Below are 13,727 nucleotides of genomic sequence, written 5' to 3'. Positions count from 1 at the left end.
GTGTCCGGCGGCGTCGATAACCCGAGCTGCCGCATCCCGAGTGGATCTCACCGCTAACTCAGGGCGTCGAACAGCCCCAGCCGGAAGGCGGCGTCGCGGGCCAGCAGGAACCCGGCGATGCCGAGCACCCAGCCCAGCGCGCTGCCGGAGGTCCGGATGATCCAGGCGTTCAGCCGGGCCAGCACCGGCTCGATCCGGGTCGGCCAGGCCACCCGGGCGGCCAGCAGCAGCACCGCCGGCACCACCATGACCAGGCAATACCCGGCGAGCAGCGCCACCACCGCCGCCGCGTCCAACCCCGAGGTGGTCAGCAGACCCAGCGCGCCGAGGTACGGCAGCATCGTCGCCACCTCGGCCAGCGCGGCGAGCAGTGCAAGCCCGACCAGCCAGCGGGCCGAGGCGTCACCGGAAGTGGCCCGGTCCCGCCAGCGCAGCACCGCACCCCCGCCCGGCCGGCGGCGCTTGCCGTCGTAGCGAAAGCTCAGCACGAACAGCCCGACCCCGAGGGCGAGCTGCGCCCAGAGCACCGGCCGGTTGTCCAGCGCGCCGCCGAGCGCGTCGGCCAGCCGACTACCGCCTCAGACCAGCAGCAGCCCGACCGCGAAGTAGAAGCCGGCGATCGTGCCGAGGTAGGTCAGGATCCGCCGGGCGTTGACCGGGCCGGGCGTGAGCAGCAACCACACCGGGATGAAGAGGGTGCCGATGCTGGTGCTGTCGACCAGCGCCAGACCCGCGAGCGCGAGCAACAGTCCGATGCTCATGAGAGACCATTGAGGATTACGGCCACCTGATCATTCTCCCGGGTCCCCCGGGCGGTCGACTCGCCCCGCAGGAGGATCGGCGCGTCCTTCCCGGGATGGAGAGCGCTATCCGCGCGGGCGCGCCCAGTTGGTGAACCGGTCGGCCAGCGCGACCGGCGGTGTGGCGTGGTCCAGCCCGGTGAGCTCCGCGGCGGCCTCGGCCTGGAGGGTGGCCAGGTAGACCAGCAGCGTTGCCCGGTCCGTCCGGTACTCAGCGAGCAGGCGCAGCTTGGCCGCCGAACACGGCCAGGCGATCCCGCACGCCTGGCAGCGCCAGGTCGGCCGGGTGGGGAGGTGGTCACGGGACCGGCGGCTCACAGGCTCACCACGCGTACGACGCGGACCCGGTCGACCCGGACGAAGGCGAAGCGCGCGCGGACGGCCAGCGACCCGTCCTCGCGTACGTCGTGCCCGCGGACCTCCGCCCAGACGTGCCCCTCGAACGGTCCGCGGCTGAGGATCTCGGTGACGTGCAGCGTGAGCGGTCCGGTGCCGAACCGGTAGGAGTCCTCGGGCACCCGGATCGTGCTGCCGACGGTCAGGCTCACCACCGACCCCCGTTCGCCCGCCACCGCTGGGCCGGGGTCAGGTTGCCCGGGCGGCCCGCACCGGCGGTCGGGAAGATGGCCGTTGGCTCTGCCCAGTTCGGTCGCTCGTTCCGGGGCGGCCGGAGCGGGGTTGGTGCCGGGGCGGGCTTAGGGCGCCAGAACCTGAGTCTCACGGGTACCTCCCTCGTGATGCGGAAGGGGACCGCCCCGCCCCTCGCCGGGGCGGCCCCGGAGCACGGCCGCCGAGTTCGGGTTCTCCGCCCGCCGCACCCCCTGATGCCACCTTTCCGAGTGTTGTTGAACGAGCACACTGCGTTGCACTATGTACTTCGGACGTACGGGACGTTCGATGAAGGGTTGGGGATGAACCGTGCGGTGAAGGCCGCCATGGCCGAAGCCGGGGAGACTGCCGAGAGCCTTGCAGCTCAGATCGGTGTTGACCCGAAGACGGCAGCACGCTGGGCGAGCCACGGACGAATCCCACAGACCCGACATCGCGCCCAGGTAGCAGCGATCTTGAAGAAGGACGTTGCCGAGCTGTGGCCGGACGTTCTGAAGCCCCGGGAACCAGCTTGGTTTCGGCCATGGGCGGACATCGAGCGTGAAGCCGCCGCGCTGCGCTGGTTCGAGTCGGCTGTCATCCCCGGCCTCCTGCAAACGGAGGCATACGCGCGAGCGGTTCTCGCGAGCAGCCCTCTCATGACAGATGCGGAGATCCACGTCGGTACACGGCTTCGCCGGCAGGTGGCCGTCTTCGACCGTCCCCATCCACCACTGACCGTGTTCGTGATCGACGAGGCGGCCCTCCACCGTGGCGATCCGGAAGTCCTAGGCTCCCAGCTGGACCACATCGTGACGATGGCTCGGCGACCCAACATCATGGTTCACGTGGTGCCGCTACGCGCAGGACTTCACCCGGGACAGGCTGGTCCGTTCATCATCGCGACCACACCCGAGGGTGAGGAGGTTGGCTATCTCGACGACCAGTCCGCGGGGCGCATCACAAACGACGTTGCTCCTCTCTGGGCGGTCTGGGATACCGTCAGGTCGGTTGCGCTTCCGCGAGACCAGACCATCAATCTATTGAAAGCACGAGCATGGATGACCTGACCGGTGCACGATGGCGCACCAGCACCCGCAGCAGCTCGAACGGCGGCGCGTGCGTGGAGGTCGCGGACAACCTGCCCGGCGTCGTCCTCGTCCGCGACACGAAAGACCGCGAAGGCGGCACCCTGACCTTCTCGCTCGCAGCCTGGCGTACCTTCGTCTCCCACGTCGCCGAGCGGGCCTAGCAACCAACCTCTTACGACCCCTGGTCCACCCGCTTCCCAGGACTCTAGGCTCAGTCGAGCGCGAGGATGCTCCACTTCTCAGGCAGGACGGCGGCGGCATCGGCCGGCCTGGCGGTGGCGACATGCGCCTCGTGCGCGAGGGCGGCCCGCGCAGCGTGGCCCAGCGCAATGTCACCGCCGACGGACCGGGCCAGCGTGCCGGTCTCCCGCGCGTCGTCACCGGAGAGCGGCAGCACCCGCACGACGGGCGCGGTCATCAGCAGCGCGATGAGCGCGGCACCGACCTCGCTCGACGTGGCGGCGTAGGCGGCGGCCAGGCAGGCGGCCGGCACGGCGACCTGCCGGCCCTCGTCGGCGACCTCGGCCATCAGCTCGCCGACGGCGACCCGGCCCTCGACGTACGACACCAGTGCGGAGGCGTCCAGGACGACCGCGACGTCCCGGCTCATGCGACGTCGCCCAGCATCCGCCGGCCCTCGGCCAGCGCCGGTGGCACCGCCCCGGTCAGCGGACGCCACGACGGCTCCGCTTGCGCTGCCGGACCACCCCGGGCATCCCCACCGCCGGCCAGCCGTCCAGTTCCGACGGCGGTACGCCCCGGCGAAGCAGGTCGTCCAGGAGCGCCGCGAGGGAGTAGTCGGGGTGCTCGGTCAGCGCCTGCTCCAGCGCCACCGCCGCCAGTGCCCCCTGCCCGGCCCGCCAGGCGGCGAACGCGAGCAGGCTCGCCGGCGCGGCGATCAGCTCCGGCTCGGCCCGGCGCAGCACGTCGGTCCAGAGGGCGATGTCCGCGTCCCGCCCGTCGGTGCGTTCCCAGGCGTGGTCGCGTACCGGCAGGTGGGTCAGCAGCAGGCTCAACCAGGCCACCTCGTCGTCGGTGAGCCGCTCACCGCGCCGCTGCCGCCGCAGCGCCGCCCGGACGGCCGCCACGCCGGCCGCGCGTAGCGACCGCCCGCCGAGCAGGTCGGCCGCGGAAGCCTTGGCGATCAGCTCGGTCAGCCGCCGTTCGGCCCGGGCGGTGGCCCGGCGCATCGCCACCCGGACCGGGCCGCCGGCCGGAGCCACCTGCGCGACCAGGGCGGCCCGGTCGGGCAGGGCGACCTGGCCGGCGAAGACCGCGGCGGCGGGCAGGTCGCTGGCGCCGGGGTCGTACGGGGTGCCGTCGGGCGGGCAGCACTCCGGCTCGGTGCAGACGTACGACCACCACCGGCCGTCGGTGACCCCGGAGCGCGTCGAGCACGGTGAGCCCGGCCTCGGCCAGCGCCGCCCGCACCGCGTCGACGGCCGGGGTGACCCGGGTCGCCGGGCCGAAGCCCAGCACGGTGGCGGCCTCGGCGTGCTGGCGGGCGATCACCTCGGCGAGGTGTCGGGCCGGCGGTGCCGGGTCGACACCTCGGGCGAGGTGTCGGGCCGGCGGTGCCGGGTCGCCGGCCGGCCCGGGCAGGTCGGCCCGGGCCGCGAAGGTGATCCGCCGGCCGCGCATGGCCACCACGACCACGCTGTCGGCGGGGTGGAAGCCGAGCAGGTAGGGCACGGCGGCGATGAGATCGGCCGGGGAACGGACGGCGAGCCGGGGGCGGTCGGTCGAGGTCATGCCCGCAGGCTGCGATCCGGCGACCCGGCCCGGCAGCCCCTGTGGACGACACGCCGTTCGTCCACAGCTACCCACCGTATTGACCCTGCTCACCTCGATCCGCCACCTGTCCCCAGCGCCGGTTCCGCGAGATCTTGGTGGGAAACGGCCCCTGGAGGGGCCGAAATCTTCCAAGATCCGCAGGGAACCCGCGGCGACCCGGACGCGATCCGGGGCGGGCGGGCGCGCGGGCGGTGGCGAGCGACTACCTTGCGCTCATGGACCTGGCGTACCTGCGGGCGCACCCGTCCCACCTGCCGACCTTTTTGACCCACCAGCGGATCCGGGAGACGCCGGTGGCCGGGGGCGACATCTGTGCCGCCTCCCGGTTGACCCTGGACGACGGTCACTCGATCTTCGCCAAGACCTGGCCGGAGCGGGCCGGACGGCCGGTGCCGGAGGGCTTCTTCGCCACCGAGGCCGCCGGCCTGCGCTGGCTGCGCGAGGCCGGCACGGTGGCCGTACCGGAGGTGCTCGTGGTGCTGCCGGAGCTGCTGGCGCTGGAGTGGGTCGAGCCCGGCGAGCCGAGCGCCGAGGCGGCCGAGCGTTTCGGCCGCGAGCTGGCCGGGCTGCACCGGGCCGGCGCGCCGGCCTTCGGGGCCGACTGGACCGGCTTCATCGGGGCGCTCCCGGCGGACAACACCCCCGACCCCGGCCCGTGGTCGAGCTGGTTCGCCCGCTGCCGGCTGCTGCCGTACCTGCGCCGCTCGGTCGACGGCGGTGCGCTAACCGGCGCCGAGGTCGCCCTGGTCGAGGAGGTGGCCGACCGGGTCGGCGAGTTCGGCGGCGACGAGCCGCCGGCCCGGATCCACGGCGACCTGTGGCCGGGCAACGTGCTCTGGGGCGCCGACGACCGGGCCTGGCTGGTCGACCCGGCGGCGCACGGCGGGCACCGGGAGACCGACCTGGCCCAGCTGGCTCTCTTCGGCGGCGCGCCGCACCTGGACCGGATCCTCGCCGCCTACGACGAGGCGTGGCCGCTGGCCGACGGATGGCGGGACCGGGTGCCGCTGCACCAGCTCCACCTGCTGCTCGTGCACACCGCCCTGTTCGGCGCCGCGTACCGCGATGCGGTCACCCGGGCCGCCCGGGCCGCCCTCGGCGGGCTCGCGCGCGCTACCGTCGACAGGTGACCGCCGCCCGGCCGACCGACGGCCTCCTCGTCGACCGGTACGGCCGCGTCGCCCGGGACCTGCGGGTCTCCCTCACCGACAAGTGCAACCTGCGCTGCACCTACTGCATGCCGGCCGAGGGCCTGCCCTGGCTCGCCGGCCCGCAACTGCTCACCGACGCGGAGATCGTCCGGCTGGTCCGGGTCGCGGTGCGCGACCTCGGCGTCACCGAGGTGCGCTTCACCGGCGGCGAGCCGCTGATCCGGCCCGGCCTGGTCGACATCGTCACCGAGGTCGCGGCGCTCGAACCGCGCCCCCGGATCTCGCTGACCACCAACGGCATCGGGTTGGGCCGGCTCGCCCCGACGCTGCGGGCCGCCGGGCTCGACCGGGTGAACGTCTCGCTGGACACCCTCGACGCCGACCGGTTCGCCCGGTTGACCCGCCGGCCCCGGCTCGCCGACGTGCTGGCCGGCCTGGCCGGTGCCGTCGAGGCGGGGCTCACCCCGGTGAAGGTCAACGCGGTGCTGATGCGCGGCGTGAACGACGACGAGGCGCCCGCGCTGCTCCGCTTCGCCCTCGACCACGGCTACGAACTGCGGTTCATCGAGCAGATGCCGCTGGACGCGCAGCACGGCTGGGACCGGTCCGCGATGGTCACCGCGGAGGAGATCCTCGCCGCCCTGCGTACCGTCTTCGACCTGCGGCCCGACCCGGCCGAACGCGGCGCGGCACCGGCCGAGACCTGGCTGGTCGACGGCGGCCCGGTCCGGGTCGGCGTGATCGCCAGCGTCACCCGGCCCTTCTGCGGCGACTGCGACCGGACCCGGCTCACCGCCGACGGCCAGGTGCGGGCGTGCCTGTTCGCCACCGAGGAGTCCGACCTGCGCGGGGCGCTGCGGGCCGGGGCCGACGACGCCGAGATCGCCCGGCGGTGGCGCACCGCGATGTGGGGCAAGCGGGCCGGCCACGGCATCGACGACCCGACGTTCCTGCAACCCGCCCGGCCGATGTCGGCCATCGGAGGCTGACGTGACCGACCCCAGCCGGCCGGCCAGGCCGGCGCCGCTGACCGTGCGCTACTTCGCCGGAGCGCGCGCCGCCGCCGGCCGCACCGAGGAGACCGCGCCCGCCGGGCGCACCCTCGACGACCTCGTCACGGAGCTGGCGCAGCGGCACGGTGACCAGCTCGCCGCCGTGTTGCGGGCGGCGAGTTTCCTGGTGGACGGCGTGGCCTGCCATGATCGTCAGGTGCCGTTGCCGGCCGGGGCCACGATCGACGTGCTGCCCCCCTTCGCGGGCGGCTGAGGGAGGCGCACATGCTCGCGGTCCTGGGGTTCGTGGGGACCCTGGCGCTGGTCACCGGCCTGATCCACCTCTACCTGTGGAAGCGGCTGGTCCGGGACACCACGGTGCCCGGCCGCTGGCGACGGGTCGGCGGGATCACCGTGCTCGTGCTGGCGCTGCTGGTGCCGGCCACCATGGTCGGCACCCAGGCCGGGCTCTACTGGCTGGCGTGGCCCGGCTACCTCTGGCTCGCGGTGATGTTCTACCTGCTGGTCCTGCTCGTCGCGCTGGAAGTGCCGATGCTGGTGACCCGGCTGGTGTCGCGCCGCCGGGTGGCCGCGACCGAGCCGACCGCCGCCGCGCCCGAGCCGGTCCTGGTCGGCGCGGCGGGCCCGGCCGACCCGCCGGCCGCCGGCGCCGTCGGCCAGCCCGACCACGACCCGGCCCGCCGCCTGCTGCTCGCCCGCGGGGCGGCGATCTTCGCCGGGCTCACCGCCACCGGCCTCACCGGGTACGGCGTCCGCACCGCGCTCGGCCCGCCGCAGCTGGACCGGGTCCGGATCCCGCTGGCCAAGCTGCCCCGCAGCATGGACGGGCTGCGCATCGCCACCGTCTCCGACATCCACCTCGGGCCGCTGCGCGGCCGGGCGCACACCGAGCGGATCGTGGCCGCCATCAACCGCCTGGACGCCGACCTCGTCGCGGTCGTCGGTGACCTGGTCGACGGCTCGGTCGCCGAGCTGGGCGAGGCCGCCGCGCCGCTGCGGGATCTGCGCTCCCGGCACGGCAGCTACTTCGTCACCGGCAACCACGAGTACTACTCCGGGGTCGAGGAGTGGGTGCAGGAGCTGGACCGGCTGGGGCTGCGGGTGCTGCAGAACGAGCGGCGGGAGATCCAGGCCCGCGGTGGCGTACTGGACCTGGCCGGGGTCAACGACGTCACCGCCGCCGGCACCGGGCTTGCCGCGCCGGCCGACTACGCGGCGGCGCTCGGCGACCGGGACCCGTCCCGACCGGTGGTGCTGCTGGCCCACCAGCCGGTCGCCGCGGTGGAGGCGGCGAAGTTCGGGGTCGACCTGCAACTGTCCGGGCACACCCACGGCGGCCAGATCGTCCCGTTCAACCTGCTGGTCAAGCTCCAGCAGCCGGTGGTCTCCGGCCTCGGCGAGGTCGACGGCACCAAGGTGTACGTCACCAACGGCGCCGGCTTCTGGGGGCCGCCGGTCCGGGTCGGCGCCGAACCGCAGATCACCCTCGTCGAGCTGCGCTCGGCATAGCGCACTTCACGCCCGAGCGTGGCGGCGCGCGGCGGCGCGGCGCGCCGTGGCAGGATGCGGCGTGCCTCCGTTCAGCGCCGCACCCCCCGGTGGCCTCCCGCCGTTCGTCGCGGACCTGCACATCCACTCGAAGTACTCGCGCGCGTGCAGCCGTGACCTGACCCTGCCGAACCTCGGCTGGTGGGCCCGGCGCAAGGGCATCGGCCTGCTCGGCACCGGCGACTTCACCCACCCCGCCTGGTACGACCACCTGCGGGAGACGCTGCACCCGGCCGAGCCCGGCCTCTACCGGCTCAGCCCGGAGGCGGAGCGGGACATCGCCCGGCGGCTGCCGCCCCGGCTGGCCAGCGAGGCCGAGAGCGACCCGGTGCGGTTCATGCTCAGCGTGGAGATCTCCACCATCTACAAGCGGGACGACCGGACCCGCAAGGTGCACCACCTGATCTACCTGCCCGACCTGGACGCGGTGGCCCGGTTCAACACCGCGCTCGGCCGGATCGGCAACCTCGGCTCCGACGGCCGGCCGATCCTCGGCCTGGACTCCCGGGACCTGCTGGAGATCACCCTTGAGGCGAGTCCCGACGGTTACCTGGTGCCGGCGCACATCTGGACGCCGTGGTTCTCTGCGCTGGGCTCGAAGTCCGGCTTCGACGCGATCGCCGACTGCTACGCCGACCTCGCCGAGCACATCTTCGCGGTGGAGACCGGCCTCTCCTCCGACCCGGAGATGAACTGGCGGGTCGGCAGCCTGGACGCGTACCGGCTGGTCTCCAACTCGGACGCGCACTCCCCGCCGGCGCTGGCCCGCGAGGCGACGGTCTTCGCCACCGCCCGCGACTACTTCGCCGTCCGGGACGCGCTGCGCACCGGCGACGGGCTCGCCGGGACCATCGAGTTCTTCCCCGAGGAGGGCAAGTACCACGCCGACGGGCACCGGCTCTGCGGGGTGAACTGGTCGCCCGAGCGGACCCGGGCGGCCGGCGGGCGCTGCCCGGAGTGCGGCAAGCCGCTCACCGTCGGCGTGCTCAGCCGGGTCGAGGAGCTGGCCGACCGGCCGGCCGGACACCGCCCCGAGCAGGCCCGCGAGGTGACCCACCTGGTGCCGCTGGCCGAGATCCTAGGCGAGATCAACAAGGTCGGCGCCCGGTCCAAGAAGGTCGAGGGGAAGCTCAACGACCTGCTCGCCGCGCTCGGCCCGGAGCTGGAGATCCTCACCCGGACCCCGCTGGACGAGATCGAGCGGATCGGCGGGGAGGTGCTCGCCGAGGGGATCGGCCGGTTGCGCCGCGGCGATGTGCGCCGGGTTCCCGGCTACGACGGCGAGTACGGCGTGATCACCCTCTTCGACCCGGCCGAGCTGCGCGGACCGGTCACCGGGACGCAGGCGGAGACGCTGTTCGACGTACCGGTGCCGGCGCAGCGGAAGCCCGCGGAACCGCCGGCCAAACCCCGGGCCAAGCGCCCGGCGGCGGTCAAGGCGGAGCCGAAGCGGAAGACCGCCCCACCGCCGCCGCCGATCGCCCCGCCGCCGTCGCCGCACGAGCCGTTCGAGCCGATGCTCGCCGGCATGGAGGAGGTGGGCACCGGCCTGCTGGACCGGCTCGACGCGATGCAGCGGGTGGCCGCCTCCGCGCCGGGCGGGCCGCTGCTCATCGTGGCCGGACCGGGCACCGGCAAGACCCGGACGCTGACCCACCGGATCGCGTACCTCTGCGCGGAGCTGAACGTCTTCCCGGAACACTGCCTGGCGATCACCTTCACCCGGCGGGCCGCCGAGGAGCTGCGGCACCGCCTCGACGGCCTGCTCGGCCCGGTCGCCGAGGACGTCACCGTCGGCACCTTCCACTCGCTCGGGCTGGCCGTCCTGCGGGAGAACGCGGCGGCGGCCGGGCTGCCGGTGGACTTCCGGATCGCCGACGACGCCGAGCGGGCGGCGGCCCGCGCCGAGGCCGGTGACGACCCGGCCGGTTACACCGCGCTGCTGCGCAAGCAGGGTCTGGTCGACCTAGACGAGCTGCTCACCCTTCCGGTCGCACTGCTGCGCGACGACCGGGCGCTGGTCGAGCACTACCGGGACCGCTGGCGGTGGATCTTCGTCGACGAGTACCAGGACGTCGACGCGGTGCAGTACGAGCTGTTGCGGCTGCTCAGCCCCGCCGACGGCAACCTCTGCGCGATCGGCGACCCGGACCAGGCGATCTACTCGTTCCGCGGCGCCGACGTCGGCTACTTCCTGCGCTTCTCCCAGGACTTCACCGACGCCCGGCTGGTCCGGCTGAACCGCAACTACCGCTCGTCGGCGCCGATCCTGGCCGCCGCGGTGCAGGCCATCGCGCCGTCGTCGCTGGTCCGCGGCCGCCGGCTGGACCCGGCCCGGCTCGATCCGGAGGCCCCGCTGGTCGGCCGCTACCCGGCGGCCTCCGTCGCCGACGAGGCCGATTTCGTGGTACGCACCGTCGACGAGCTGGTCGGCGGCCTCTCCCACCGGTCGCTGGACTCGGGCCGGATCGACGGCCGGTCGACGTCGCTCTCCTTCTCCGACATCGCGGTGCTCTACCGCACCGACGCGCAGGCCGCGCCGATCGTGGACGCGCTGGCCCGGGCCAACATCCCGGTGCAGAAGCGCTCGCACGACCGGCTGCGGGACCGCCCCGGAGTGGCCGCCATCGCCCGGGAACTGCGGCACGCCGGGGGGCTCGGCGGTGGCCTGCCGGCCCGGGTGCGGCTCGCCGGTCAGGTGCTCGCCGAACGGTTCGCCGCGCCCACCCTGGACGGGTCCGGCGCGGTCCGGCCCGAGGAGGTCTGGTCGGCAGTCGACCTGCTCACCCCGCTGGCCCGGCGCTGCGGCGACGACCTGCCGCTCTTCCTGTCCCAGCTGGCCACCGGCGCCGAGGTGGACGCGCTCGACCCGCGGGCCGAGGCGGTCACCCTGCTCACCCTGCACGCGGCCAAGGGGCTGGAGTTCCCGGTGGTCTTCCTGGTCGGCTGCGAGGACGGGCTGCTGCCGCTGCGCTGGCCGGGCACGGAACCCGACGACGACGCGGTGGCCGAGGAGCGGCGGCTCTTCTTCGTCGGGCTGACCCGCGCCCAGGACCGGCTCTACGTCAGCCACGCGGCGCGCCGCAGTCGGCACGGTTCGGAGCGCGAGTGCCGCCCGTCCCCGTTCCTCGACACCATCGACCCCGGCCTGTTCGAACGCTTCGGCGACGCCGAGCCCCGCCGCCCCAAGGACCGCCAGCTCCGGCTGATCTGACGCGGACGTTACGGCTGCCGCCGGCGGCAAGGCGGACGGAGGCAGAGTCCGGTGCGCGGGTATGCCGGAGTGTCATAAATATGCCGCAGCGGCATGACGCTTTCCGCAGCCTGTGCCCCCACCCGGCCGGAGACGCCACACGCTCACGGCTGCCAGCCTGGATCGGGCCCGGCTGCGCCCCGGCTCGCCGGGTGTGACCATGCGCCGCTACGGCGCGGAAAGGGCGTCAAGCGAGCAGCATGGCCAGCCACGGGCCGGCGGGCGTCACCGGCGCGCCGGCTCCGGGGCCGCCCCGTCGACCGGCCGGCGTGGGCGTTCGGTGCTCACCACCAGGGCCACCCCGGCCACGATGACCGCGCCGCCGAGCAGCACCTGCGCGGTGATCGGCTCCGCCGCGAGCAGCGCGCCGAGCGCCACCGCGACCCCGGGGTTCACGTACGCGTACGTCGAGACCAGCGAGATCGGGGCGTGGTGCAGCAGCCAGACGTACGCGGTGAAGGCGACCAGCGAGCCGGCCACCATGAGGTAGCCGAGCGCGAGCCAGGACCGGGTGGTGACCGTGGCCGGGTCGAAGCCGCGCAGCTCGCCCCGGCCGACGGCGAGGAGGGCGAGCACCGCCGCGCCGGCGAACATCTCGTACACGGTGGCGACGAACGGGTCGCTGGGCATCCGGATCCGGCCGGACAGGAACGAGCCGACCGACCAGGAGGTCGCCCCGGCGACCACGGTCAGCGCCCCGGCGATCGGCACCGCGTCCGCGCCACCGGTCGGCAGCACCAGCAGCACCAGCCCGACGAAGCCCAGGCTCACCCCGGCCAGCGTCCAGAGCCGGGGGCGGTCGCCGGTGGCCGAGCGGAGCAGCACCACCAGCAACGGCACGGTGGCGACCAGCAGCGCGGCGATGCCCGACGACACCGCCGCCCCGGGCGGCCCGGACTCGGCCAGCACCACCAGCCCGTTGCCGCCGGCGAGCAGGAGCACGCCGACCAGCGCGGCGGAGGCGAGCTGGCGCCGGTCGACCCGCAGCGCCCCCGGCCCGCGGCGCAGGCGCAGCACGACCGCGAGCACCAGACCGGCCGCGGCGAACCGGGCGGCCGCCGAGGCGAGCGGCGGCATGGACTCCACGGCGATCCGGATACCGAGATAGGTGGAGCCCCACAGGACGTAGACCAGCAGCAGCGCGGTCCAGATCAGCGCGGGCGCGGCGACACCGGGGTGACCCGGGGTGACGGTCGGCCCGGGCCGGGTGACCGGGCCGTTGGGCGGGGACGCACTTGGCGGAGGTGAGCTCATTGGTGGTCCACGCTACGGTGGCCTGGGCGTCGGCGTCCCTCGTTGGTGGCCGGCCTCTCACCACTGGTTCAGGAGGGCGGCATGGCGAACTACGGACCACCGGGCGCATCCCCGGAGCCGTGGCGGGGGCGGGGGCCCGACGAGGAGTACGAGGCCGGCCGCCGGCACGGGTGGGACGAGTCCGAGAGCCGCCACCCGCAGCACGGGCCGGCGCAGCCGTACGCCGACCCCTACCGCCGCGCCGAGCCGTCCTACGGCCCCGGCACCGGGTACGGGTCCGGGCCGTACCGTCCCGCCGAGCCGGGTTACCCCAGCCAGCCGGGGTACGCCGCCGAGCCGGGATATGCCGCCGAGCCCGGATACACCGAGCCCGGATACACCGAGCCCGGATACGGCGCCGGCCCGTACCGGCCCGCGGAGCAGTCGTACGCCTCCTACCCCGACGTCGGCGTGCCGGCCGGTCCGTACGCCGGAGAACCGGTCCCGCCCCCGGAGCGCCGGCGCTCCCGCGGCCCGTTGATCGCGGTGCTGGCGGCCGTGCTGGTCCTCGTCCTGGGTGGTGGGGCGGCGGTGCTCTACCTGCTCGGCCACGACGACACCCCGGCGCCGACCACCGCCGTCGGAGGCACCGCCTCGGCCACCGCCGAGGGCGCGGAGCCGACCGCCGCGGCGCCGCCGCCCAGCGCGCCGGCCCCGGAGGCGTCCGCCGACCCCCGGTTCGTCAAGGCCGGCCAGTGTGTCCGCAACGAGGGGCCGCCCGGTGGCAAGCCCAAGCTGCTGATCAGCGACTGCGCCCCGAAGACGTACGAGGTGCTGCGCCGCTTCGACGGGGCGACGAGCGGCGAGCGGGACGCCGAGGCGAAGTGCGCCAAGGTGACCGGCTACACCAACTGGTACTTCTTCGACAGCGAGCTGGACACCCTCGACTTCGTGCTCTGCCTGAAGCAGCGCTGACCCACCGCACCCCTGGGGGAGAGATGACCACCTACGGACCACCCGGCCAGCCGGAGGACCCGTCGCAGCGGCCGGCGACCGGGCCGGAGGGCTCGCCCCCCGACGACCCGACGGTGCCGCAGTGGGACCAGCCGCCGGCCGGCGGCCAGGAACAGCCGACCGTCCCGCAGTGGGGTCAGCCCGCGGGCGGCCAGGAGCAGCCCACCCTGCCGCAGTGGGGTCAACCGCCCGCCGGCGGCCAGGAGCAGCCGACCGTGCCGCAGTGGGGTCAGCCCGCGCCC

14 protein-coding genes and 1 pseudogene are annotated in these 13,727 nt (G+C 74.6%); 8 read left to right on the top strand and 7 right to left on the bottom strand.

The window, feature by feature from the left end; translation table 11 throughout:
- Nucleotides 1–53 precede the first annotated feature (53 nt).
- The 4 genes from ACVCAH_RS22365 to ACVCAH_RS22350 all read right to left on the bottom strand — a co-directional run bounded on the left by ACVCAH_RS22365 (nucleotide 54) and on the right by ACVCAH_RS22350 (nucleotide 1,348).
- A complete protein-coding gene (locus ACVCAH_RS22365) occupies nucleotides 54–527 on the bottom strand; it encodes a GAP family protein (RefSeq protein WP_447138136.1) in 474 nt (157 codons plus the stop codon).
- A gap of 51 nt (nucleotides 528–578) precedes the next feature.
- Entirely contained in the window at nucleotides 579–761 is a 183-nt protein-coding gene (locus ACVCAH_RS22360; protein WP_447138135.1) for a hypothetical protein, read from the bottom strand.
- Nucleotides 762–866: 105 nt separating this feature from the next.
- Nucleotides 867–1,118: a flavin reductase gene (locus tag ACVCAH_RS22355; protein ID WP_447138134.1), complete on the bottom strand. Its 252-nt coding sequence runs from the start codon at nucleotides 1,116–1,118 to the stop codon at nucleotides 867–869.
- A complete protein-coding gene (locus ACVCAH_RS22350; RefSeq protein WP_447138133.1) occupies nucleotides 1,115–1,348 on the bottom strand; it encodes a hypothetical protein in 234 nt (77 codons plus the stop codon). Before ACVCAH_RS22350 ends, ACVCAH_RS22355 begins: the two co-directional genes overlap by 4 nt.
- A 363-nt stretch (nucleotides 1,349–1,711) precedes the next feature.
- Between ACVCAH_RS22350 and ACVCAH_RS22345 the strand changes: the two genes are divergently transcribed.
- Entirely contained in the window at nucleotides 1,712–2,458 is a 747-nt protein-coding gene (locus ACVCAH_RS22345) for a Scr1 family TA system antitoxin-like transcriptional regulator (RefSeq protein WP_447138132.1), read from the top strand.
- Nucleotides 2,446–2,640 carry a DUF397 domain-containing protein gene (locus ACVCAH_RS22340; protein WP_447138131.1) on the top strand — a complete coding sequence of 65 codons (195 nt, stop codon included), beginning with the start codon at nucleotides 2,446–2,448 and terminating at the stop codon, nucleotides 2,638–2,640. The genes ACVCAH_RS22345 and ACVCAH_RS22340 overlap by 13 nt, the downstream gene beginning before the upstream one ends.
- A 50-nt stretch (nucleotides 2,641–2,690) precedes the next feature.
- On the opposite strand, the gene ACVCAH_RS22335 is transcribed toward ACVCAH_RS22340, so the two are convergent.
- Nucleotides 2,691–3,089 carry a hypothetical protein gene (locus ACVCAH_RS22335; RefSeq protein WP_447138130.1) on the bottom strand — a complete coding sequence of 133 codons (399 nt, stop codon included), beginning with the start codon at nucleotides 3,087–3,089 and terminating at the stop codon, nucleotides 2,691–2,693.
- Between the two features lie 55 nt (nucleotides 3,090–3,144).
- Nucleotides 3,145–4,231, bottom strand: a pseudogene (locus tag ACVCAH_RS22330) (DUF4192 domain-containing protein).
- Nucleotides 4,232–4,488: 257 nt separating this feature from the next.
- Between ACVCAH_RS22330 and ACVCAH_RS22325 the strand changes: the two are divergent.
- The 5 genes from ACVCAH_RS22325 to ACVCAH_RS22305 all read left to right on the top strand — a co-directional run bounded on the left by ACVCAH_RS22325 (nucleotide 4,489) and on the right by ACVCAH_RS22305 (nucleotide 11,199).
- Complete coding sequence (locus tag ACVCAH_RS22325; protein WP_447138129.1) at nucleotides 4,489–5,403, top strand: fructosamine kinase family protein; 915 nt, start codon at nucleotides 4,489–4,491, stop codon at nucleotides 5,401–5,403.
- Nucleotides 5,400–6,413 (top strand): GTP 3',8-cyclase MoaA, encoded by a 1,014-nt coding sequence (moaA, locus tag ACVCAH_RS22320; protein WP_447138128.1) that lies wholly within the window; start codon nucleotides 5,400–5,402, stop codon nucleotides 6,411–6,413. The genes ACVCAH_RS22325 and moaA overlap by 4 nt, the downstream gene beginning before the upstream one ends.
- A gap of 1 nt (nucleotide 6,414) precedes the next feature.
- A complete protein-coding gene (locus tag ACVCAH_RS22315) occupies nucleotides 6,415–6,690 on the top strand; it encodes a MoaD/ThiS family protein (RefSeq protein ID WP_447138127.1) in 276 nt (91 codons plus the stop codon).
- Nucleotides 6,691–6,701: 11 nt separating this feature from the next.
- Nucleotides 6,702–7,946: a metallophosphoesterase gene (locus ACVCAH_RS22310; RefSeq protein WP_447138126.1), complete on the top strand. Its 1,245-nt coding sequence runs from the start codon at nucleotides 6,702–6,704 to the stop codon at nucleotides 7,944–7,946.
- 61 nt (nucleotides 7,947–8,007) lie between these two features.
- On the top strand, nucleotides 8,008–11,199 hold the full coding sequence (locus tag ACVCAH_RS22305; protein ID WP_447138125.1) for a UvrD-helicase domain-containing protein: 3,192 nt from the start codon (nucleotides 8,008–8,010) through the stop codon (nucleotides 11,197–11,199).
- A gap of 264 nt (nucleotides 11,200–11,463) precedes the next feature.
- On the opposite strand, the gene ACVCAH_RS22300 is transcribed toward ACVCAH_RS22305, so the two are convergent.
- A complete protein-coding gene (locus ACVCAH_RS22300) occupies nucleotides 11,464–12,492 on the bottom strand; it encodes an EamA family transporter (RefSeq protein ID WP_447138124.1) in 1,029 nt (342 codons plus the stop codon).
- 450 nt (nucleotides 12,493–12,942) lie between these two features.
- On the opposite strand from ACVCAH_RS22300, the gene ACVCAH_RS22295 reads away from it, so the two are divergent.
- Nucleotides 12,943–13,446 (top strand): LppU/SCO3897 family protein, encoded by a 504-nt coding sequence (locus tag ACVCAH_RS22295; RefSeq protein ID WP_447138220.1) that lies wholly within the window; start codon nucleotides 12,943–12,945, stop codon nucleotides 13,444–13,446.
- Nucleotides 13,447–13,727: the final 281 nt, after the last annotated feature.

The sequence above is a fragment of the Micromonospora sp. LZ34 genome (genome assembly GCF_052981855.1).
Note: the sequence above shows the minus strand (reverse complement) of the source record. Positions and strands in the feature narration are given on the sequence as shown.

Bases quoted from the DNA above. Each gene is read 5' to 3' on its own strand.
- ACVCAH_RS22340 (WP_447138131.1), top strand. From the start codon at position 2,446: ATGGATGACCTGACCGGTGCACGATGGCGCACCAGCACCCGCAGCAGC.
- ACVCAH_RS22300 (WP_447138124.1), bottom strand. From the start codon at position 12,492: ATGAGCTCACCTCCGCCAAGTGCGTCCCCGCCCAACGGCCCGGTCACC.
- ACVCAH_RS22310 (WP_447138126.1), top strand. From the start codon at position 6,702: ATGCTCGCGGTCCTGGGGTTCGTGGGGACCCTGGCGCTGGTCACCGGC.
- ACVCAH_RS22360 (WP_447138135.1), bottom strand. From the start codon at position 761: ATGAGCATCGGACTGTTGCTCGCGCTCGCGGGTCTGGCGCTGGTCGAC.
- ACVCAH_RS22335 (WP_447138130.1), bottom strand. From the start codon at position 3,089: ATGAGCCGGGACGTCGCGGTCGTCCTGGACGCCTCCGCACTGGTGTCG.
- ACVCAH_RS22325 (WP_447138129.1), top strand. From the start codon at position 4,489: ATGGACCTGGCGTACCTGCGGGCGCACCCGTCCCACCTGCCGACCTTT.
- ACVCAH_RS22345 (WP_447138132.1), top strand. From the start codon at position 1,712: ATGAACCGTGCGGTGAAGGCCGCCATGGCCGAAGCCGGGGAGACTGCC.